Annotated in this window: 20 protein-coding genes and 1 pseudogene; 3 read left to right on the forward strand and 18 right to left on the reverse strand. The window is 42.6% G+C overall.

Features of this window, described 5'->3' with window-relative positions; translation table 11 throughout:
- The first annotated feature begins 64 nt into the window (after nt 1–64).
- Together NYR53_RS26145 and NYR53_RS26150 are read left to right on the forward strand one after the other, a co-directional pair.
- The gene (locus NYR53_RS26145; RefSeq protein WP_261302033.1) at nt 65–994 is read left to right on the forward strand and encodes an ABC transporter permease; all 930 of its coding nucleotides are present in this window, start codon (nt 65–67) and stop codon (nt 992–994) included.
- Between the two features lie 16 nt (nt 995–1,010).
- Nucleotides 1,011–1,886: a carbohydrate ABC transporter permease gene (locus NYR53_RS26150; RefSeq protein ID WP_261302034.1), complete on the forward strand. Its 876-nt coding sequence runs from the start codon at nt 1,011–1,013 to the stop codon at nt 1,884–1,886.
- 60 nt (nt 1,887–1,946) lie between these two features.
- Here NYR53_RS26150 and NYR53_RS26155 read toward each other — a convergent pair whose 3' ends face one another.
- From NYR53_RS26155 to NYR53_RS26195, 9 genes are all read right to left on the reverse strand, one after another.
- Nucleotides 1,947–2,786 carry a CPBP family intramembrane glutamic endopeptidase gene (locus NYR53_RS26155; protein WP_261302035.1) on the reverse strand — a complete coding sequence of 280 codons (840 nt, stop codon included), beginning with the start codon at nt 2,784–2,786 and terminating at the stop codon, nt 1,947–1,949.
- Complete coding sequence (locus NYR53_RS26160; RefSeq protein WP_261302036.1) at nt 2,783–3,337, reverse strand: PadR family transcriptional regulator; 555 nt, start codon at nt 3,335–3,337, stop codon at nt 2,783–2,785. Before NYR53_RS26160 ends, NYR53_RS26155 begins: the two co-directional genes overlap by 4 nt.
- Before the next feature lie 171 nt (nt 3,338–3,508).
- Nucleotides 3,509–5,266, reverse strand: coding sequence for a glycoside hydrolase family 2 protein (locus tag NYR53_RS26165; RefSeq protein WP_261302037.1), 1,758 nt, complete (start codon nt 5,264–5,266; stop codon nt 3,509–3,511).
- Between the two features lie 175 nt (nt 5,267–5,441).
- Complete coding sequence (locus NYR53_RS26170; protein ID WP_261302038.1) at nt 5,442–5,720, reverse strand: hypothetical protein; 279 nt, start codon at nt 5,718–5,720, stop codon at nt 5,442–5,444.
- A 59-nt stretch (nt 5,721–5,779) separates the two neighbouring features.
- Nucleotides 5,780–6,865, reverse strand: a complete 1,086-nt coding sequence (locus NYR53_RS26175) for a GerAB/ArcD/ProY family transporter (protein WP_261302039.1) — start codon at nt 6,863–6,865, stop codon at nt 5,780–5,782.
- Between the two features lie 35 nt (nt 6,866–6,900).
- Nucleotides 6,901–7,143, reverse strand: coding sequence for a hypothetical protein (locus NYR53_RS26180; protein WP_261302040.1), 243 nt, complete (start codon nt 7,141–7,143; stop codon nt 6,901–6,903).
- Nucleotides 7,140–8,339 (reverse strand): Ger(x)C family spore germination protein, encoded by a 1,200-nt coding sequence (locus tag NYR53_RS26185; RefSeq protein ID WP_261302041.1) that lies wholly within the window; start codon nt 8,337–8,339, stop codon nt 7,140–7,142. The genes NYR53_RS26180 and NYR53_RS26185 overlap by 4 nt, the downstream gene beginning before the upstream one ends.
- Before the next feature lie 18 nt (nt 8,340–8,357).
- Entirely contained in the window at nt 8,358–9,926 is a 1,569-nt protein-coding gene (locus tag NYR53_RS26190; protein ID WP_261302042.1) for a spore germination protein, read from the reverse strand.
- 25 nt (nt 9,927–9,951) lie between these two features.
- Nucleotides 9,952–11,052 (reverse strand): GerAB/ArcD/ProY family transporter, encoded by a 1,101-nt coding sequence (locus NYR53_RS26195; RefSeq protein WP_261302043.1) that lies wholly within the window; start codon nt 11,050–11,052, stop codon nt 9,952–9,954.
- Nucleotides 11,053–11,226: 174 nt separating this feature from the next.
- On the opposite strand from NYR53_RS26195, the gene NYR53_RS26200 reads away from it, so the two are divergent.
- Nucleotides 11,227–12,909 carry a DUF2339 domain-containing protein gene (locus NYR53_RS26200; RefSeq protein ID WP_261302044.1) on the forward strand — a complete coding sequence of 561 codons (1,683 nt, stop codon included), beginning with the start codon at nt 11,227–11,229 and terminating at the stop codon, nt 12,907–12,909.
- A gap of 133 nt (nt 12,910–13,042) precedes the next feature.
- On the opposite strand, the gene NYR53_RS26205 is transcribed toward NYR53_RS26200, so the two are convergent.
- The 9 genes and pseudogenes from NYR53_RS26205 to NYR53_RS26245 form a co-directional block, all read right to left on the reverse strand.
- Complete coding sequence (locus tag NYR53_RS26205) at nt 13,043–13,960, reverse strand: MBL fold metallo-hydrolase (RefSeq protein ID WP_261302045.1); 918 nt, start codon at nt 13,958–13,960, stop codon at nt 13,043–13,045.
- A gap of 24 nt (nt 13,961–13,984) precedes the next feature.
- Complete coding sequence (locus NYR53_RS26210) at nt 13,985–15,013, reverse strand: ABC transporter substrate-binding protein (RefSeq protein ID WP_261302046.1); 1,029 nt, start codon at nt 15,011–15,013, stop codon at nt 13,985–13,987.
- Between the two features lie 35 nt (nt 15,014–15,048).
- Nucleotides 15,049–15,804 (reverse strand): ABC transporter permease, encoded by a 756-nt coding sequence (locus NYR53_RS26215; protein ID WP_063870883.1) that lies wholly within the window; start codon nt 15,802–15,804, stop codon nt 15,049–15,051.
- Nucleotides 15,737–16,576: an ABC transporter ATP-binding protein gene (locus NYR53_RS26220; protein WP_261302047.1), complete on the reverse strand. Its 840-nt coding sequence runs from the start codon at nt 16,574–16,576 to the stop codon at nt 15,737–15,739. The genes NYR53_RS26215 and NYR53_RS26220 overlap by 68 nt, the downstream gene beginning before the upstream one ends.
- Before the next feature lie 26 nt (nt 16,577–16,602).
- Complete coding sequence (locus NYR53_RS26225) at nt 16,603–17,268, reverse strand: Crp/Fnr family transcriptional regulator (protein WP_261302048.1); 666 nt, start codon at nt 17,266–17,268, stop codon at nt 16,603–16,605.
- 276 nt (nt 17,269–17,544) lie between these two features.
- Nucleotides 17,545–18,360: a DUF8832 domain-containing protein gene (locus tag NYR53_RS26230; protein ID WP_261302049.1), complete on the reverse strand. Its 816-nt coding sequence runs from the start codon at nt 18,358–18,360 to the stop codon at nt 17,545–17,547.
- Nucleotides 18,357–19,376 carry a hypothetical protein gene (locus NYR53_RS26235; protein ID WP_261302050.1) on the reverse strand — a complete coding sequence of 340 codons (1,020 nt, stop codon included), beginning with the start codon at nt 19,374–19,376 and terminating at the stop codon, nt 18,357–18,359. Before NYR53_RS26235 ends, NYR53_RS26230 begins: the two co-directional genes overlap by 4 nt.
- Nucleotides 19,377–19,898: 522 nt before the next feature.
- Nucleotides 19,899–20,342 carry a DUF2798 domain-containing protein gene (locus tag NYR53_RS26240; protein WP_261302051.1) on the reverse strand — a complete coding sequence of 148 codons (444 nt, stop codon included), beginning with the start codon at nt 20,340–20,342 and terminating at the stop codon, nt 19,899–19,901.
- A 498-nt stretch (nt 20,343–20,840) separates the two neighbouring features.
- Nucleotides 20,841–21,246, reverse strand: a pseudogene (locus tag NYR53_RS26245) (DeoR/GlpR family DNA-binding transcription regulator).
- Between the last annotated feature and the right edge of the window lie 72 nt (nt 21,247–21,318).

The following is a 21,318-nucleotide window of genomic DNA, read 5'->3' on the forward strand; positions in this document are numbered from 1 at the left end:
GATCAGGGGGAGGGCAGCAGCTCTCCCCACTTTTCTAGACCCCCGTGGCGAAAGGAGAGATATCATGCGTAATGCAGCGGAAGCCACCTTCCCAAAACGCTTCAAGCGCGATTTTCTACTGAATAAATATTTATATCTGATGATGGTTCCCGTTCTCGCTTACTACTTGGTCTTCCATTATGCCCCCATGTATGGCGCCCTAATTGCCTTTAAAGAATATACCCCTAATAAAGGTATTCTCGGTAGTGAGTGGGTCGGATTCCAGCACTTCAAAGATTTCTTCAGCAGCTATTATTTCTGGCGAATACTCAAAAATACCGTAGTCATTTCCCTGTACTCCTTATGCTTTGAATTCCCTGCTCCCATCGCTCTGGCGATTATGATTAACGAGCTTGCCAATAAACGTTTTCAACGCTTCGTTCAAACAGTCACTTACATGCCGTATTTTATTTCACTCATCGTCATTGCTGGGATGGTCAAAGATTTCACCAACAACGGCGGTTTGATCAATACCTTTTTCACCTATTTTGGTGCCAATGACACCGCCATGCTGCAGAAGCCTGAATTGTTCCGAACGATCTATATTTTATCTGAAATTTGGCAAAAAATAGGTTGGGAATCGATTATTTATTTAGCCGCCCTAATGAGTATTGATCAAGAACAGTATGAAGCGGCCAAAATGGATGGCGCGAGCAGGTGGAAGCAAATTTGGCATATCACCTTGCCGGGCATTCTTCCGACGATAGCAATCATGTTCATTCTACGCATGGGGAATTTATTGAACGTAGGGTTCGAGAAAATAATATTGCTCTATAATCCCAGCACGTACGATACGGCGGATGTTATCTCTTCTTTCGTTTATCGCAAAGGGCTTATCGAATTTGGCTGGAGTTACAGTTCTGCGGTTGGTTTATTCAATTCTGTAATTAATCTAGCCTTACTCATTGCAGCTAACAAACTAAGTAAAAAGATAAGTGAAAACAGTTTATGGTGATAAAGGAGGTGCTGATTTGAAAGCGAGTTATTCGGACAGAGTATTCGTTACGTTGATTCATGTCCTTTTGCTAATACTTGTTGTCGTTACCTTGTATCCGCTCCTCTATGTCACCTTCGCTTCAATCAGCGACGCTGGCCAATTAATCACGCACAAAGGATTTCTATTTAGGCCACTGGGCTTCAGTATTGAAGCTTACAAAAGCGTTTTTCATAATCCTGCTATTCTAAAAGGCTACCAAAACACGTTGTTTATCCTCGTATTCGGTGTTATAACGAACCTAATCGTAACCTCTTTAGGCGCTTATGTTCTTTCTCGTAAAAATGTCATGTGGAATCGAGTATTCATTTTCATTGTTGTATTAACGATGTTTTTCCAAGGTGGTCTTATACCGCTCTATCTCGTTGTAAAAGGTGTCGGTTTAATTGACTCCTTATGGTCGACCATTTTACCTTTTACCATCAACACATTTAATTTGATTATCATGCGCACAGCGTTCATGGCTGTTCCTGAAAGCTTAGAGGAATCGGCGAAAATGGACGGCGCCAATCATTTTGTGATTCTTTTTCGCATCATCATCCCGCTCTCCATGCCTGTCATCGCCGTGATGATTCTGTACTATGCCGTCGAGAAATGGAATGGGTGGTTCTATGCCTCTATCTTCTTAAAGGATCGTGACCTCTACCCGCTTCAGCTCACTTTGCGAGAAATATTAATTGCGAATAATACCGATTCCATGTCATCTGGCGCTAATGCGGCCGAGCAATTTCAAATAGGGGAAACGATCAAGTATGCGACCATTATGGTAGCTTCGGTGCCTATTCTGGTCTTGTACCCATTCGTGCAAAAGTACTTCGTCAAAGGCGTCATGATTGGCGCTGTCAAAGGGTAAAAACAAATCGCCGTTCGCCTCTTAATCGAGGTGACGGCGATTGCGTTTTAACTAAGACGGTTATACTGGAAATCCAGAAGATCCTTGCCGAAGCATTCTTCTTTTTCTTCTTTGATACATCCATACACCAGCAAGCACCGTAAAGACAATGGCGATGATTCCTTCCGGACTTGGCATAGCTAAATAACTAAATTCCGAATGAACGAGAACGAACTTATTCAGGATCAACGTATCAATGAAGGCATTTCCTGTAGCGTGCATGAACACGGCTGGCCAAACGCTTCGAGTCATCAGCAGAATCTCACCATACAGAACCGCCATGACGATTACACCAAGCATCATCCGAGGGATGTAGGTGATCATGCTTTCCGTGGTATCCACGAACAGAAATAAATAAGGAAAATGCCACACGCCCCAAATAACCCCCACGGCAATATGAACAATAAAACGAGGATAACCAAGCGTATAAAGCTTTGGAGCCAAATAGCCTCGCCATGCAAATTCCTCAAACATGTTTTTGATGAGGCTGGGTATAAGAGCTATACCGACTGCCGTTAAATAGTGAGGAGACATTGGGGACAAATCCATCCACCCTAAGCTTGAACTGATACCAACAATCAACATTGTCATGAAGGGAAAGAATAGCAGGCTGAATAGATAGAGAAACACATTTCCTTTGACTCGGGGGTTGATGCCGAAATCTTTCCACCCATCTCCCATCCAACTGCGCATAATGACCATCGTCAGGAGGGGAGAAACGATCCAAATCAACTGTCCCAGACTGCCATTCTCATCCGTTCCTGCCTGCAAATCAACCAGCCGTCCGATCCAGCCGCAGCTTAACGCAACAAGCGAGAAAATAATCACGTTCCTGAGCGTCTTGTTATCCTTTATTTTCAAGGTCCCAGCTCCTCTTTTATTTTCTGTACATATTTCTCGTACCACACCTTCAAGAAATCATAATAATCACTTCCGAATTCCAATGTATCCAGCCGGCTTCTCACTTTCGGGTTGTTGAGCAGCTCTTGGTTTTTCCCGATTTGTTCCCGATTCATTTGCTGAAACATCTTCAAAGTGGACCGAACCGTTTCAATCTCACTCAAGTACGTTTCGATGAGCTCTAGTTTTCTGGAATCTTCGACGTAGTTGAAGAAGAACATTTTGACGAGTGCCGGATCCCTTGGTTTGTCTAATGCAATAGGCTCACCGGCCCAACGCAGGAATTCCTTTTCTCCTTCTACTGTAATCGAGTAAACCTTCTTATTCCTCCCCCCTTGACGCACTTCCGTTAAATGAACATGCCCATTCTGAACGAGTTTCTTTAAGGCTGGCTGTATGCTTCCTTGGCTGGAATTATAGAAAAATCCGGTGCTTGCCTCCATGCTTTTCTTAAGATCATAGGACGACTTATCCCCGTCCAGCAGCAAACCAAGAATAATTTTGTCCTGCATGATGTACCCCCATTTCATTCTTGCGGATATGTCTACTAGACATATCCAAAGTAAATATTATTCCCTTTATTTTCTTCTGTCAACATGAATATAGCTTCCCTACATACACCATCTCACAGCAAACAAGGGAACCCCGAAGGATTCCCATATCTATTAATCCATATATGTCAATTACTTACGATCATTAATAGCTTTTATGACTTCAACTGGGATTTTCGGCTTTCGATCATACGTAAGCAAACCATTAATTTCCTGCTCAACGTCCGTTAACTGCGTGTAACAGTAACCCTGTACAACGCCGGAGTTTAGCAGAGGACGTATGACGGCACGCAGCTTTTTCTCATAATCCTCGTCGTTATCCGCCCCGGAATATCCCCAGCCTTCCCATTCGCTTTTCTTGTAAGCAATACCGCCAAATTCGGTAACCAGAATCGGCTGACCTTCGTAAGGGAAGCCCTCAACAAATAAGCGGCGATTCGCTGGCATCGCATGAACAGCTTTATCGCTAGAACTGTAGCGCTCTTCCAGCACATCTTCACGCCACTCATAGTCATGAATGGTGAATAGATCCGTTTTCACTAACTCCCACCCATCGTTAGACACAACCGGACGCATCGGATCAAGCGACTTGGTCAAATGATACATGGTTAGAGCGTGCTGCTGCTGCAAATTATCGATTTGAATATTAGGCACTCCCCAACTCTCATTCAGGGGAACCCAGGCAATAATGGAAGGATGGTTATAATCGCGTTCGATAGAAGCTATCCATTCATTCGTGAATCGACTAACATACTTCTCCGTATATTCGTATGCATTAGCCGCCTCACTCCAGACGACCAATCCGAGTTTATCACACCAGTAGAGGAATCTTGGATCCTCCAGCTTTTGATGTTTCCGCGCGCCGTTAAAGCCCATTGCCTTCGTTAACTCAACATCTTGCTTGATCGCTTCATCACTAGGAGGCGTCAAATTGCCATCTGGAAAGTATCCCTGATCCAGAACCATTTTCAAAAAATAAGGGCGGTTGTTCAAGCATAGTTTACCGTCTTCAATGGATACCTTACGCATGCCGAAATAACTAGTTACCACATCTACAGTTTGATTATCAACCAGCAGCGTGAAGGTGACGTCATATAAATTCGGATTTTCCGGTGTCCACCATGCGCCGAGTCCATGATCGTTGAAATCATTCAGACGAATTTTTCTCGCCCCAGAGCTATTTCTCATCCCATAGGTATCTTCCGAAACGAGTTCTCCTTTGAATGAAATCTCTACTTTCAACTGCAACTTGGCATTTGAGTTAGAACCCTGAATAAAGAATTGGAATTCCACTTGTTTCTCATCGATATCCGGGGTAATTTTCACTTTGTCCAAGTAGCCGTCGGCAGATACGGCTTCCATCCACACGGTTTGCCAAATGCCTGTCGTTCTTGTATAGAAAATACTTGCGGAATCCGTATGCCAGTACTGCTTTCCTCTCGGCAGCGTAACATCTTTGCTATAATCGACTGCTTTGACAACCAGCTTGTTCGTTCCAGCTTGAAGCGCATCCGTGATGTCCGCATGGAAAGGGGTATGCCCACCTTCGTGCCTAGCAACCAGCACCCCATTCACCCAAACCGATGCTTCGTAATCCACCGCTCCAAAGTGAAGCAGAATCCGTTTATTCTGGAAAGCTTCGGGTAAAGTTAGATCTCGGCGGTACCAGACAACATCGTGAAATTCATTGCTCCCAATGCCGCTCAATTTACTTTGAAATGCGAAGGGCACTTGAATGGTTTTGGATAACTTTCTATTCCCCAAATGCCACTTCTCTTTACTGCCCACACGATCATCATCAAATTCAAATTCCCATTCGCCATTCAGGTTGATCCAGCTGTCTCTTACAAATTGAGGTCTAGGGTACTCAGCTCGTGGTTGGTTGGTCATCAGTCATCATTGCCTCCATATAATTAATTCAAAAGTTAACTAAATAACATAAATAACTCTTAAATCATTATCATACCAGGCACTAATATTGTCAATATACGTCTTTTAATTAACTTTTAAGTTAAATAAAAGAACACCTCTTCTCAGAGGTGTCCATTTCCTTTTTACCTTATAATTAATCGATGTATCCGGCAAATCCCTTTTTCATTAAATAGTCCATCTCAGCTTCCAAAACGGTATCTACCGCCAGTTCGGTCAATTTCACATCAGGTCTGCCCAGAATATGATCGATCAACTCATCACTGTCAATATCAACTTCCCCTTTGGTATTTTCTTCTGCCTTAACAATAAAATCCTTCTCATACTTCAATACCAACTGAATTTGCTTAGGATCAGCCTTCGTTTTGTCTACGATGAATTGTAATAGCTCTTTCTCGTTTAACTGCTCTGTCATGTGGTGTCATCTCCTAATGGTTGTTTATGACTATTGTAGCATAGTTATCTGTGTTTAAATTATACTCTCTTTCGAATGACGGCTGCACCAATCATACATACAGGGATAATAAATCCAAATGTGAAGGCATAGAGAAACCATATTTTAGAAACAAAATTAAGAAAATAGCTTGTGTTTGGGTATGAAACAATGGATAAAACAATCAAAATCATCCCTAAAGGGAGGAGCAGGGGACGGGTTTCTTTCATCCTCATAATTTGAGCGAAACTGTGGGCCGAAGCATAGAAACAAATCGTAAGCTTGAAGAAGATTGTGATAAACCAGATTCCCGCCATAATGACTTCTAATCTTTCTAGAAATCGTCCAATACTGATCATTTTCGCTAAGTTATAGCTTGGATACATTTGACTTGAGGTCATACCTGCACCAAGTACAAGAATCGATATCAGGGAGATGATAATCAATAATAATCCCGCTATTGCCGTTCCTACAAGAAACGCTTTATTTACTTCTTTCGCGCAATTTACAAAAGGAATAACCATCAATAATACGATAAGTTCCATAAATGGGGTTCCGATAAAGGGTAAGCTCGCCCTGATAATAGGCATAAAGCCTTCGCCAAGGTAAGGTTTGAGTTGAATGAGTCGAGCCTGCGGCAGCAAAAAAAAGACCATGGCAAAAAAGAAAATCATAACCCAAGGGAAAAAAATCTCCCCGGCACGCGCGATAGTTTCCAGACCAAGCCAATTTGCCATAATGACAACTGCGAGAAAGATCATGATAATAAACTGAAGCGGTGTATCTAGAAGAACCTGAGTTGCTATAAAGTCGCCGATGTTCCGTAATACAAGCGCAGCAAGGAGGAAGAAGTAGCCGAAATAAAGTAAGGAAACTATTTTACCTATCCAAATTCCGAATATGGTCTCGCACATCTCTACCAATGTTTGGTTAGGAAATTGCCTTACTAATGCATGATATAGATAGACCGTCAGTAAACCAAGACAAACGACCAGAATGGCGGCTATCCATCCATTTTGCTTTGCTTCCGCCGTTAGACTGGCAGGGCTTATTAATATAGAACTTCCTACCGTAAATAGCGTGACGAGAATAGTAAATTGTCGGATACCAATAATGCCAGTTTCCATTCGTTGCTATGTGCCTCCTCTCGTTCTATCCAATTTCATTGCAAAAGAGCGAGTATGAACTTGCTAAAAGGTTGAAAAACAAAAGTGATGAAATCTAAAGGGTTAGGCAGCTTCATATGCAAACTTTGAGCAATGCTCAGAAATGTACCGAGCATTAATAAACAACAAACAATAACGAATTCTTTATACTGCCTTTTCTTCATAAGAGATGGAATCTCCAGTATCGCGATAGCTGCAGCGGCCAAAAGTATCGCAGCAATAGTCCACATTTTGATCATTCCTTTGTTTTTTGTACCAGAGAATCGCTTACGGTCCCTAGACGACGGATCTTCACTTGCGCATTCACATGTACAGGTAAGTCTAAGAATTGCTCCTTCCAGTTGTCTTTGTTTTTATTCCAATATTTAGGGTCGGCGCGATAAATCGCTTCACCAAAACCGAAAATATCCGCATCATATTTTTTTGCTTTTTGAATAGCGGATTCGATAATAGATTCCACCTCTTTTTGCGCTGTTTTCTCCAGTTTATCTATGCTTTGAGGATCGATAAGATCGATCTTGCATTGGACTTCCCCCACATCCTCCTCAAGAAAAACATCTAAAATGATTTGCGGGTTGCCGTTATCCACTCTTCCTCTCATTTTCGTTTTAGATCGCACTATTTCTACGGCTAAAATGCCGCCAGCTGGACAATTGAGATGTCCGATCGTGCTTTTAACGTGGTCTAAAATATAATTGTAGCCTTTGCTTTCTTTCTCATTAAGCCAACCGACAAGTTTGTCATTCTTAAAAATGGCCACACCCGAATATCGTAAAATGGCATTAGGGTCTGTTTGGCTCACATTGTTCCTTAGCTTACCTTCATTCGGATCGCCCTTAATTTGTATGCCTGTTAGTACAGGATCTTTTCCCTCTGTTTGCAGATCGGAAATTAAAGAATCTAATCTTACTTTTACCGTAGGCGCCCAAACCTTTTCGGACATCTCTAACGTGGTAAACAATTTATTTGAGGGGATTTTCTCGATTGGCGTAAGAATATTTAATACATTCTCTGCTGTTGTTCCTCTAGCTACGACGATATAGAAATCAGTTCGCATTTCATGATTTCTTGAAATACCATCCAGAATCGGCGTAATCCCTTCTCTAGCCAATTCTTCGCTGATCACAAGAATCCGAAGGTGGGAAGAATACACCTTTCTTGGACTTTGTGTGGCAATTTTTCTTAAAGCTTCAAAAATGGTTTGTGATGTAGCTTTAAAGGTGCTTACGGGTGTAGTTATTCCAGTACCGCCCCTTTTTGAAGCCACTTCACCGGGGTTAACAATTTGAATCGTCACCTGCACTTGATCATCTTTTTTATCAAAACCCATACCAACCGATATGGCGAGATCATTAAGCTCACGCCGACTCCAACATCCCGTGAGTAATACAATCATGAACAAAAAGGCAACAAATAACATGACATATCTTCGCATTACCGATGACTCCTTTATCTAGGGTCGTGTTTCAGGCTTATTCGAAGGATCATTGTTCTCTCGAATGTTGTTTTTTTGACTAATAAGCCGTGGCCTTGTATGTAATGCCCATTGCGGCAAACGGAAAATTGTATCCTTCTGATCAGCTAAGATAAAGGGTGCCATTGGAGACATGTAAGGAATTCCAAAGGACCTTAAACTACACAAATGAAGAACGATAGCGATAAGTCCCACAGTAACTCCATACAAGCCAAATGAAGCCGCGATAAGCATTAAAAGAAATCTCAAAATCCGAATTGTAATCCCCATATTGAATGAAGGAATAACAAAATTGGAAATGGCAGTTATGGCCACTATAATAACCATCGCAGGGGACACCAATCCTGCCTCTACTGCGGCTTGACCAATGACTAATGCCCCTACAATGGAAACAGCTTGTCCAACAGTCTTTGGCAACCTCACACCAGCTTCTCGAAGGATTTCGAAAGTTATTTCCATGACGACAGCTTCGATAAAAGCTGGGAAAGGGATTCCTTCTCTTTGTGCGGCTAAACTGATCAGAAGAGGGGAGGGCAGCAGTTCTTGGTGAAAGGTGGTTATGGCAATATAGAGAGACGGAGCCAACAATGAGATGAAAAAACATGCATACCTTAGAAACCGAAGCAGTGTTGCAAAATCCGCGCGTTGGTAATAATCTTCAGCCGATTGATAAAATTGAGTGAATAAAGCAGGTGCCATAAGTACAAAGGGAGTGCCATCAACAAGAATAGCAATTCGCCCTTCCATTAAACCTGCGGCGATTACATCAGGTCGTTCTGTATTGTACAAGGTAGGGAAAGGGGTGTATGTTTCGTCTTGGATCAATTCTTCGACACTACCACTTTCAAATATTGCATCAATATCGATACGTCCGAGCCGCATTTTTGCTTCCGTCACTAAATTGTCGTTCACTATGCCATTCATATACATGATGGCGACTTCCGTTTTGCTTACTCGCCCGATTGTCATGGATTCCATCCATAGGTTGGGGTCTTTTATTTTACGTCTGATGAGTGCGGCATTGGTGCTTATTTGCTCAGTAAACCCTTCCCTGGGTCCCCGAACGACAGATTGAGTGGTCGGTTCTTCAACGGAACGATGCTCCCCGCCTTGCGTATTCGCCGCCAACCCCTGTACACAGCCATCCAGCAAAATAACCGTTGACCCCGATAAAATAGACTGATGCAAGGATTCAAAATTGTGAATTTCATTAACTTGACCGAGTGTGCTCATCGCATTTCTTAAAGCATTAAGCGGGAACTCACTTGAATCAACTTTTAAATTTTCGGTGAGCAGAGTTTGAATGGAGGTTGGACTAATCAGTCCGTTAATATAAATGACACCAATTTGAATCGGATCTGCTCCATTCAGAAGTAGGGTCTGCGTTACGATATCGTTACTATTTCCAAATGCTTTCTTGACTTTGTCGAAGTTAATTTCAAGTGACTCTTCAAGTGATTCCTTTGAGAGCGATAAACCATTCTGATTAGACCTAGTGTCAGTAGGGAGCGTATAGTTATTCAGAAGAATTTTTTTGATGAAATTCATGTTATCACCACCTATTCAAGTGATCTTAGTTCTTTGTCATTAACTTCCGGATCGCAGCAACCCCTACTATGAGGATCGGATACAGCAACCCAATGGTTAAAGCGTAGGGGATATAAATTTTGGTATCAAATTCCGCCATATAAGCAACATTGGGATATACAATAAGCGAAAAAACAACCAAAATCATCCCCAACGGTAAAACGAGCGGGCGATAATCTTCAATATTCAAAATTTGAGCTAGTCCTGTAACGAAACCATAAAAATAAAAAGTTGTCTTGAAGTAAACCGTTAGAAACCATATCCCCGCTATAAGAATCTCAACACGTTCCAAAAAATTACCAATATTGATCTGTTTGGCTAAAGCATAACTTGGAAACATATGTCTTTCAGTCATTTTAGTTCCCAATACCGATATACACAAAAAAGTAATAATTACGAAACCAGCTCCGCCAATTAAGGTAGCAAGCAGGAAAGCTTTTTTTGCTTTCTGGTACTGATTGACATGTGCCGGAAACACCATGAGCAGCACGATAAAAGGAAGTGCAGATGTACCAACAACGGATATAGCTGCTTTGATCAGAGGTTTACTTCCAACTGAGAAAATAGGCTGCAGCTTTTCAAGTTGAATCTCTGGTAAAAGACAAGCGACCAAAATAATAAATAGCATAATGATCCATGGAAAAAAAATCTCTGCCGCTCGGATTATGGTTTCCAGTCCAAGACGCACTCCCATGGCAACAACTATGGCAAATATAAGATTAACGAATTGAATCGGCGTCTCGGGCATGACTTGTGTGTTCACAAAATTCCCCATATAAAACAAGACTGTGGCTGATCCGACAAAAGAAAAGAAAATAAAGGATAGTGACAGTATCTTCCCTAGCCATTTTCCAAACAGTTTTTCATTATATTCAGTTAAGGTCATGTTTGGAAAATAACCGCCAACCTTGTTGTATAGGCATACGATTAACAAATTTAAGCCAACCCCAATAATAGCGGCGAGCCAGGCATCTTGTTTAGCATCAGCAGCAAGTCCCGATGGAATAACCAAGATTGTAGTCCCAATCGTGTATATCATCACAAGTACAGCGAATTGGCGCACGGATATTTTAACGTCTTTCAACATATTCACTCACCTAGTGATTCCATTTAATGCATACTATTCCCAAATTTCCGTAATTCATTAACAAAATATGGCTTATCTAATTGTTTCACATCGTGATTAGGTTTAAAGTATAGTTAACAAAATAGGTGTCGGGAAACATTTACTAGACTTTCCCAATAAAAAAAGGGGGCTTTTATGAATTTAGAGTTACGCGTTGAGGCATTGGAATTGAAGGTCAAAGAACTCGAAGAACAACTGAGTACCCTGCTTGAAAGAACGACTAAGTCACAAGTTCAGCAAGTACATACGACGAAACCAACATTTGATCAAAAACCGCAATCTGCGCAGGAGCCTCGTCAGCATGAGGTGACAATACCCATCAAGCAACCGGCGCCCCCAAGAGATTGGGAGCATTTGATCGCTCGCGTCTGGCTGCCGCGGATTTTCATCGTCGTCTTCCTGTTAGGCGTCCTATGGGGCTTTACAGCAGCCGTTAATGCGGGGATTATCACCGAACCTATTCGCTGCATCATGGGTGTCGTCGTCGCTGGTTTCATGTATTGGCAAGGAGAAGTCCAAATTCGGCGCAAACGAATGGCTCTGGGGCAAGTGCTGCTCGGCGGGTCCAGCGGGGTCCTCATTCTATCTCTTTTCGCAGCGCATATGCTATTCGCCTTAATTCCGTCCATACTTGCGTTCATTCTATACGTCTTTTCTATTGCTATAAGCGTATTTACGGCGGTCCGTCACCGCTCACAGACACTCATGATCATTACCCTGATCGCCGGTTATCTAGTGCCTTTCCTAGTCAACTCCGCCAAACCGAATATTTGGGTATTTGCAGGCTATGAAGGGTTATTTTCAATGCTCATGATCCTGTTATCATTACGTTATTCCTTTCGCGGCGCTTATTTTACTGCGTTTGGAGTTCTACATCTTCCCTTACTCTTTTCAACGCTGTTTGTTCATGAATTGGGCAGTCGACCTGCGATCCTTACCGTCGTTATTTTGCAGCATTTGCTTCTTTTTGCGATATCTGTTCTCCGTTCCAAAGACAGCCTGATTGGACAGCGAACTGCTTTATTCCTAAGCTTCGGCCTACTCGCGTCGTGGACGTACGGCCTATATGGCGGTTCAAAAGATCGTATCTTCTACGAATGGATGCTAGCGATATGGTCACTTCTCTATAGCGGTACTTCTTTCTGGCTGTATCGTCAAAAGAGAGCCTTTTTCGTTCATCTATCCATTGCAACGTTCAGCGTTTTCCTTTGGCTCATCTATGTGCTGCACGCAGATCAAGCCGGCTCCGCCGTTCTTATAGAGGGTGCAATTGCGCTATGTTTAGGAGCTAAATTCAAAAGCAAACTGCAGCAAATTAGCGGGACTATCACTTATTTCATTGGGATGTTGTTCGTCCTAACTCATCCGTTACGTGATCTACTATCCGCCGAATCCTTTGCGTGGCTTGTACTCGTGGCAACGATTGGCGGATTATATGCCTTCTTCCGTGCAACGCTGGATGAAGGCCGCGCACGAACTGAAATCAGTCTCCTCCTATTATGGATGGAGTTAATATTCTTACTTGTTTATCTCACACAACTCACTAATTCACTGACACGAGCGCTCTCTTACGATTACCAGCATTTGATACTTTCAGCAGTCTGGGTTGTTTACGCCATTCTACTCATTATGTTTGGACTCATTGTCCAAAAGCCTAAAGCAAATCTAGTTGGCATCATCTTCTTATTCATTACCTTACTCAAAATTATTTTCATCGATTTACCTGATGTATCTACTGCCGTTCGCGCTATTCTGTTTATCGGACTTGGAGCTATTGGCGTTGGTATTTCTAGATTGTTCTATAAGCGGAAGGAATAAATATCACGCCAAAATAAGCGCGGTCATTCATCCTGCAAAAGCTTCTCTTTATCCAAAACCAAAAACATATCAATGATTTATATCGAAAAAGCCGCCCTGAGCCAATACTCGAGGCGGCTTTTCCATATGACTATCAAAGATCAAATACCATTAAATCTCTGGCCATAGTGATTCGACCCGAGTAGATGTCCCGCATGCCTTCCGTGTAATCAGCCTCGGCCTCTTCATTAGCTGCAGGCGCAGGTATATGGTGGGTGAGCACCAGATGGGCAACCTTAGCTGCTCGGGCGATCTCAGCAACTTCCAGCGTAGTTGAATGATACTTCGCAGGATTGGATAAGCCAATCGTCTGCTCCGGGAATTTGGCAATAAGCGCATCCAGCCACGTTTTATTGTAAGATTCATGCACAAGTAAATCGACACCTTGACTATGTTTAACCATATTTTCAACAGGGATCGTATCCCCCGAAATGACAACCGATTTTCCATTAAATTCAAATTTATAAGCATTAGCTGGATAAACAGGTTTATGATCCACTTCGAAAGCAGTAATTTTAACACCACCCTGGTCATATACAACACCATCGTTGCTTTCAAAATACTGAATGTCCGCCCCTGCCCCGGCTGAGAAATTATAATTCACCCGAAGATTCACGTCGAAATCGAAAGACTCTCTCATTTTACTAATAATCGCTTTCGTCGTCGTTGGCCCGTACACGTTCATGGGACCTTTTCTCCCCTCAAATACCCGATCCGCGATCACATGTGTACGCCAGCTCGTAATGAATACATCGAAAAATCCGGAATTATGATCACTATGATGATGGGTGAAAAAGACATCCGAAATCCGCTGCGGCATGATCCCCGCCTTAATCAGCTGGTCAACGGTCGCGCCACCGCAATCGAATAGAAAGGTTTTATCCCCTGCGAGAATGGCGACACCTGCTTTGGCTCTCCCATAAAAGGCCCTCGGTGTACCTGTGCCTAGTATCACTACTTTGATATGCTCATGAAAATCCGGCAATAGGTTTTCCTGCGGTTGTATGTGCACATGAATGACCTCCTAAGTAATCTACTATTTTTCTTTTTTCACTTCATTCAAAAGCGTTACATCGAGAAATTTGCTGAAGTCCAGTTCTTCCGCTTTCACTTTTAAATATCCAGCATCAAATGAGGCTTTGGCCTGCTCGTTAATATCATCTAAGGTGATATCTTCTGTCAGTTTCAAATGATCGATGGCCGCTTTAATGAGCGCCGGATCCATCCCTTTGCCAGTTAACTGCTTCAATTCATCGCTAATCAGACCATAGGCCTTGCTTGGACTTTGCTGAATGAATTCAATACCTTGCCTGTTTGCTTTCACGGCTTTCTTGGCCAAATCACGGTGCTCTTTGAGAAATTTATCGCTCGCTACGAGAATCGTTAAGGGATAATTCCCGTCTTTTGGCGGAATTTTATTCCAATCTACGAGAATCGTTCCTGAACCTTCTTGAATGATTTGAGTCCCCCAAGGTTCTGCAATTAAGGTAGCGTCCACTTCTTTCTGGCGTATCGCAACCAAGGTATCCGCTGGAGCACGTGTAACGATTTGCACACCGGAAGTATCAGTGGATACTTTGAGTCCTTCTTGTTTCAGCAGCAGGCGAAGAGATAGATCAGGCGTGCCACCTTTGGCCGCAACAGCTACGGTTTTACCAACGAGATCCTTAACCGATTGGATGCCGGCATCCTTACGCGCCACCAATACAGCTCCACCGTTATTCGCTCCAGCGATCACCTTGATATTTTTACTTTTCAAATATTGATTGATGACCGGTCCAGGACCTACATAACCAAGATCAATCTGATCAGTCGCAATTGCCGTTGCGAAGTCCGCTCCGTTGTCAAAAGCCGTGACTTCAATCTTGGCATTTTGGCCAAAGCCTTGCTGGAAGTAATTATTTTGCAGCGCTACAAATCCCGGAGCGTGTGTCACATTTTTCAAAATACCAATTTTCACCGTCGTGCTGGCAGCACTTGAGGCTGCTTCTTTACTCTGTCCGCAAGCTGACAATAACAGTGATACGGTTAATACCAAGCTCATGACCCAACCTAATTTTTTCAAAATAATTCCCCCTTATTTGTTCGATGAAACGCCGATTATTTCTTAAGCTGAAAGCGAAGCACGATTTTATCCTCTAGCTGTTTAAAACAGAAATGATCTGAAATCGTGCCAATAACGGCAATAATGATAACCACACACAGAATGGATGCCGTATCCCCAAGGCCGCGCCCATCCTGCAGCATTTGCCCGAGACCGACTCCCTTGGCAATAAGCTCCCCAGCTACAAGAGCCCGCCAAGCAAAAGCCCAAGCCACACGGATCCCCGTGATCCAATGGGGAAATGCCGCCGGCAGCTGCACTTGGAAGAACAATCGGTAACCGCTGCCTGTTCCAAGCATTTGCGCAGCTCTCAGATGAATCGGTGAAATGTTCAAAATCCCCGTCCTGCTCGCCATGGACATCGTCCAAGTCGCACCTATCGTTGTAATGAAAATGACGGAAGTATCATTAAGCCCAAACCAAATAATCGCAAAAGGAAGCCACGCTATGCTCGGAACCGTCTGCAGGGCAACAACCACAAAACCAAAGGTTTCGTCAAAATACCGATAACGTGCAAATAAATAGCCCAAAATCGTCCCTAGCCCAATTGAAATAGCGAATGAAATGAGTAAGCGACGAAGACTAGCTGCAATCGCGTTAAGGAGATGCCCCTGCGTAAAGCCATCATAGAAAGCTTGAAAAGTTTGGAGAGGAGAAGGAAACTTCCACCCCCACTGAAAAACTCTAAATCCCAACTCCCATATGATCAGCAGAAGAATTAGAAATAGGGTTCTTCTTAAGGCTGTATTCATGGCCAAGCTCCTCTCTGACTACCTTCTCGAGCTCATCCGTCAGAGCTTCCATAATTTTATTTTCCAAGGCATGGATGAGCGGATCGCCGCTTTGATGTGGTCTCGCTGCTTGTACGGCAAATTCCTTCTTAACCCTGCCTGGCTGCGTCGCCATCACGATAACCCGATCTGACAAAATGACGGCTTCGCGAATGTTATGTGTAATGAACAAAATCGTTTTACCTGTTTTCAGCCAAATTTCTTCCAAATCCTTCAGTAAAATAAATCGCGTTTGTTCATCCAAGGCCGCAAAAGGTTCATCCATCAACAGGATGTCGGGATCCATAACGAGCGCCCTGGCAATAGCTACTCTTTGTTTCATCCCTCCGGATAGCTCGTGAGGATAACGATCGACAAACTTGCTCAAATGAACGGCTTTAATTTGCTCTAAAGCGAGTGTATAGCGTTCTTTCTTCGATAACCCCTTTTGCTTCAAACCAAAAGCGACATTATCGAGAACTGTAAGCCATGGAAACAGGCCGTGCTCTTGGAAAACAACGATTCGATCAGCCCCCGGGGCCGTAACCTTTTGCCCACCCACGGTAATGGTGCCGCTGCTCACCTTTTCAAACCCTGCAATCAAATTCAAAAGCGTTGATTTCCCACAGCCTGAAGGGCCAACCACAGAGACGAATTCCCCTTTCTTAATCGTGAGCGAAATGTGATCCAACGCCGTGTAGGTAGTGCCTTTCCGCTGCGAAAAGGATTTATTCACATTGTTTATCGTAATCATTTGAATCCCCTCCAGGCCAATCTCCGTCATATGTCTGTGAAAAATCGGTTCGGATGAAAAATAACGATCTTCTTTTTGGCGTAGTCGATGAGTCCCTTATCGCGCCATTTATTGAGTGTTTCTGTGACGGTTTGTCTGCTGCAGCCAATGACATAAGAGATTTCTTCATGACTGAGCGGCACCTGAACCTCAAGCTTTACATCCGTCGGTTTGCCCAACTGCATGAGGAACCAGGCTAATCTCCAAGCGACAGGGCGGGATATGAGCGTTTCCACCATCTTCTGTGTTTGTAGAAGTCTGCGAGCTCCGAGAACGGCAACAGAATAGGAAAACTCGGCATTTTCCTTAGACAATTCAAGAAATTTCCGCCCGTCAAGCGTAATGATTTGGCTTTCTACTAAACACTTGGCATAACGTTTCCGAGGAATGTTCGTCAAAATTTCCGCATTCCCGAATATGTCCCCCTCATAGCGTAGAAATAAGGTAATCCCTTGCCCCTCTTCAGAAGATTGGGAAATCTTAATTAATCCCGAGTCGACATAATAAGCCCCACTTGGTTGATCATTCTCTTGAAAAACAAACTCATTTTTCCTATAGGTATGGATAGCCCCATGTTTACGAAATGCTTCAATCATGACTTCCTTGGTAGGGTCCTTTTCCTGAAGATCCGCCAGTTCATTCAATTGATCCAAATGTGAAACCCCCTTTGCCAAGTTCCTTGGATGCTACATTTTAATGTCGAGTATTCCGATGTGTTATTAATATATTACCACATGACAACGTGATAAAATGTCGGATTCCCGACAAATACAAAAAATTCTTAGGCTATGCACGTCAAAACGCAAAAAGAGACCCACAGCAACGGGCCGTGGGTCTTAAGGTATATATATTTTAAAAGGGGGTCGAGTTTTATTATAAGCTTGTTTCATTAAGCCCAGATGAATAACATATTTCTTTTTGATTACAAATTATACTTTTATGATAAAGGGAACGATGAACACTTCATTACGATGCTGAAATTGACCCCAGATTTTGTAGATACCACTTTTGGGGAAGTGGATGGTGAAAGCTGCATCGGGTCCAAAAGTTTTTGAATCATTCGGATGCACATGGACGAATTCCTTAGCATCTGAACTTATAGCCACAACATGACCTAGACTGCCTAGATAAGGCTGCAAATCAGTTACAGGCTCTTTCGTTTCAGCGCTTTTAATGGCAAAGTTCATTTTTAAATCCATACCAGCCATCAAATGGTCGAAGGAAAGCGTTACTTCTTTATCGCCGACCCTTTTCGTAAGATTCGTATCAGGTAGAAGCTTTTCTTCTTTCTTTTGCTGCCCGTTAATCGTTAACCAGTGGGTTTGAATCGTCTCGCCCATGCCTTGCGGCGTAAAATCGGCGATCAGCTGATAATGGCCACCTGCCGGGAACTTTGTCTTGATTTCAAAGCGACCTCCACCTACGTATTCGGGATGAAGATGGTCAAAATAGGAAAGATCCTTACTGACAACGATCAAATGCAGCAGCTTTTCATGCATGATGTCGAATTGATCAATCGGTTTATTCCATTTATTTTGGATGAGAATCGTCACAGATGCATCTTCATTAGGCAAATATTGTTTTGACGCCACTGAAAAATGAGCAATCGCATCCTGACCGTGGATATGTGTTGAAGGAGATGTTGGCGTCATCGGCATCCCCATCATGTCATGTTTTACGCTTTGCGTACCGCAAGCAGTTAGAAAGAGTGTCATACCGATAAGGACAGTTACGGTTGCTTTCATCGGTTTTTTCTATGCACAATTGGAGCCGCGAGAATACTTAACCCCAGTGAACAAAGCCCACAGATGAACATCGTTCCTCCCCAAAGCTCCGGCGCCCAATCCAATGTATGAAAAATGCTCAAATCAGCAAAATATAAGCCCCAAATTAAAACAGGAATAAGAAAGAAAACAACCTTATATCGCCAATCGCTTGCTTCCCTCTGTTTAATGGACCTAAGCATCAAATCAGCAGCAAACCCGCTAATCAGTAAAATCACAATAGATCCGTAATTAGAAAAGCCATCAAGTACCGCCATGAGCACCGCCTGGAAAACAAAGAAATAAGTGACGGTACCGAATGGGAGCTTCCATCTCCTTAAAACCAGCATGACAGGTAAGACTAACAGCATCGTTGTAATCAGGAAATCCACAACTGCTCTTGCGACCGCATCTTCTTCCCTTGCCATCCATAGATTTTGACGAAATGACCAAGCATACATGAGAAAGAAGGCCATGACAGCAAAGGTTAATGCAATCGAGGTCAAAGCAGGCAGCAATTGGCGGAACGTCGGTGAACCCTCATCTTCAGCGTGGCTAATCGCACGATATGGACTGGTCAGGATCATAAGTGCACCCGTCAATAAAATCAAATGGGTTGGGCTCAGCAGCGCAGCGATATTTTTCTCAATACCAAACACCGTATGCCAGTACATATCACCAAGACCGCCTATGAAAAAGATAATCACACCTGCCACACCAAGCTTGTAACCGCTCGGGATCGCCTGCACCCAAGATGCGTGACTGGCTCTAGATTTGTTCTGATAAGTCAAATTAAAAATCCACACGGCACAGGCCAGATATCCCGAATACAAAATGGCATGCCAAGGCGTAAAAAAAGTTTCAACTGCACCGTGGTTATGAGCAAATCCGTCGATAAACAAACCAACGATAAGCCATAACCCCATCAACATGGTGATCGTATGCTTGAAATTTCCGATATTCTTCTTCGATTGTGCCATTGGCACCTGCATGGACAAACTCACCATCTCCTCAAATTTGTCTTTATACCCGTATTATATAATATAGACAGGATAATAGGATATGACATACAACTACCAACTACTTTCCCAGCGATCTCTCACATTATGAATCACCACTCAGGACTCTCTCCCGCTAGTCGAAGCCCTGCCAGGTACAAAAAGAGACCCACAGCAACGGGCCGTGGGTCTTAAGGTATATATATTTTAAAGGGGGTCGAGTTTTATTATAAGCTTGTTTCATTAAGCCAAGATGAAAAACATATTTCTTTTTGATTACAAATTATAACCTTCTGCTCTTTCCAAGTGGCGTAGTTGGATCTTCGTGCTGAATCTCGGACTTTAATCATGTTTTCCATCGCTATGGCGCTGATTCCACGCGATCCCCACTCTTTAGCGATGAATTTCATCGTCTCGGACGCTGTATTCGGTCGGACGCGCAAATACAAAAAAGCACAATGAACCAGGAATTTTCCTGATCCAAAGTGCTTTTTGCTTCTCACTATTTCATTTTGTTTACTGTCATGCAGGTTGTTGAACCATTAGTTTACTGACAAGTTTGCCCACGAACTTTGGTAAAAAGAAGTTTAATACGAAAACGATGATGAGAGCTATGCGCCACGCGCCCGTCCAATGACTCACGAAATATGGAACGATACCATTCATGGCAAAAGCCGTTAAAGCAAAGGAGAGGATAAATGTCATAATGAGCGTTATTACAAAAATATAGACAATTTGAGCTTTTCTGAATCTATTCGCAAATTTACGGATTTGGGCAGGTAAGAAAAGGTTTAGTCCGAATGCGATCACAAAAGCGACTCCCCAATCTTTCATCCAGTCATTAACAAAATGTGGAATATAGCCTCCTTCAAGTACGTAAGTCATAATTCCAGACATGATGAACGTCATAATCAATGACATCAAGGATACAAAAGTAAGTTGACGATATTTAGGATTGATTCTCATTCTAAAAAACTCCTTTGATAGTTAGATTTATTTTTTCTTTATTATGAACCTACTATAACTCCTGAATAAACAAAAATCAAGTGACAGTTTTCGTTTTTTGTTATTAATTTTAAATGGTCTCCTCGATGTTGAAAAGATGTATATGTATGAGTATATTCTTGGTTAGTCAAATAGGCTCCAGCGATGAACCATGTTGTAAATACTGCAACAATTTACACGCCAAATGGCGCGGTCTTCAAACCGATGCTGAAAAAAAGAACCCGGCAAACCGCGATGCCATTGAAATAGCCCACTTTTTTAATACCAATAAAACAGAAAAAAACGAGCCTCTAGAATCGCTTCTAGTGCTCGTTTCGTATTCCGGGAGTCATATTTATACGTCCTAAATTTTTTCTCTATAAACTTTACTTTTTCAGCGGCCTCCAAACTGCCAGGTTCTTCTTATTAACTTTATTGAGCTGCGATCCAAGTCACATCTTTTTTGACTAAATAATCTTCCTATTCTTTTGGCGCAGCGGCGTCACTCATAATAATATCAATCTCTATTAAGTCAGCAATTTTATAAAATTGCACGAGACCAAACTTCGATTGATCGGACAGAACAATACTTTGCTTGGCATTTTTAATGAATTGCCTAGTCAATTGACCTTTCTCTTCATCGAAGCCTGTTATGCCTTTCTCAACCGTCAACAGAGAGGAAAGCTTTATCCGCATAAAAGTTTTCCACCATCTTCTCAGCCAGTGAACCGGTAACCCGAGAATGCATGGAATTCACCTTGCCTCCAAGCAAATAGATGTCGCCCGAGTACAACTCTTTGTTTTTATAGTCAATCAATAAGTACAAGGCAGGAATTGAAGTGGTTAGAACGGTAAGGTTCTTTTTATTCAGCAAATAATCAATCATATGCAGAGTCGTTGTTCCGTCATTAATGAAGATTACGGTTGACTTCCTTTTATTTATGAAGCAAATTATGTA

Source organism: Paenibacillus andongensis (assembly GCF_025369935.1).
GTDB classification, from domain to species: Bacteria; Bacillota; Bacilli; order Paenibacillales; family NBRC-103111; genus Paenibacillus_E; species Paenibacillus_E andongensis.

Excerpts from the sequence above, each read along its gene's own strand:
- NYR53_RS26145 (WP_261302033.1), top strand. The coding sequence starts at position 65 with ATGCGTAATGCAGCGGAAGCCACCTTCCCAAAACGCTTCAAGCGCGAT.
- NYR53_RS26160 (WP_261302036.1), bottom strand. The coding sequence starts at position 3,337 with ATGCAGGACAAAATTATTCTTGGTTTGCTGCTGGACGGGGATAAGTCG.
- NYR53_RS26165 (WP_261302037.1), bottom strand. The coding sequence starts at position 5,266 with ATGACCAACCAACCACGAGCTGAGTACCCTAGACCTCAATTTGTAAGA.
- NYR53_RS26170 (WP_261302038.1), bottom strand. The coding sequence starts at position 5,720 with ATGACAGAGCAGTTAAACGAGAAAGAGCTATTACAATTCATCGTAGAC.
- NYR53_RS26175 (WP_261302039.1), bottom strand. The coding sequence starts at position 6,865 with ATGGAAACTGGCATTATTGGTATCCGACAATTTACTATTCTCGTCACG.
- NYR53_RS26180 (WP_261302040.1), bottom strand. The coding sequence starts at position 7,143 with ATGATCAAAATGTGGACTATTGCTGCGATACTTTTGGCCGCTGCAGCT.
- NYR53_RS26185 (WP_261302041.1), bottom strand. The coding sequence starts at position 8,339 with ATGCGAAGATATGTCATGTTATTTGTTGCCTTTTTGTTCATGATTGTA.
- NYR53_RS26190 (WP_261302042.1), bottom strand. The coding sequence starts at position 9,926 with ATGAATTTCATCAAAAAAATTCTTCTGAATAACTATACGCTCCCTACT.
- NYR53_RS26195 (WP_261302043.1), bottom strand. The coding sequence starts at position 11,052 with ATGTTGAAAGACGTTAAAATATCCGTGCGCCAATTCGCTGTACTTGTG.
- NYR53_RS26200 (WP_261302044.1), top strand. The coding sequence starts at position 11,227 with ATGAATTTAGAGTTACGCGTTGAGGCATTGGAATTGAAGGTCAAAGAA.
- NYR53_RS26215 (WP_063870883.1), bottom strand. The coding sequence starts at position 15,804 with ATGAATACAGCCTTAAGAAGAACCCTATTTCTAATTCTTCTGCTGATC.
- NYR53_RS26220 (WP_261302047.1), bottom strand. The coding sequence starts at position 16,576 with ATGATTACGATAAACAATGTGAATAAATCCTTTTCGCAGCGGAAAGGC.
- NYR53_RS26230 (WP_261302049.1), bottom strand. The coding sequence starts at position 18,360 with ATGAAAGCAACCGTAACTGTCCTTATCGGTATGACACTCTTTCTAACT.
- NYR53_RS26240 (WP_261302051.1), bottom strand. The coding sequence starts at position 20,342 with ATGAGAATCAATCCTAAATATCGTCAACTTACTTTTGTATCCTTGATG.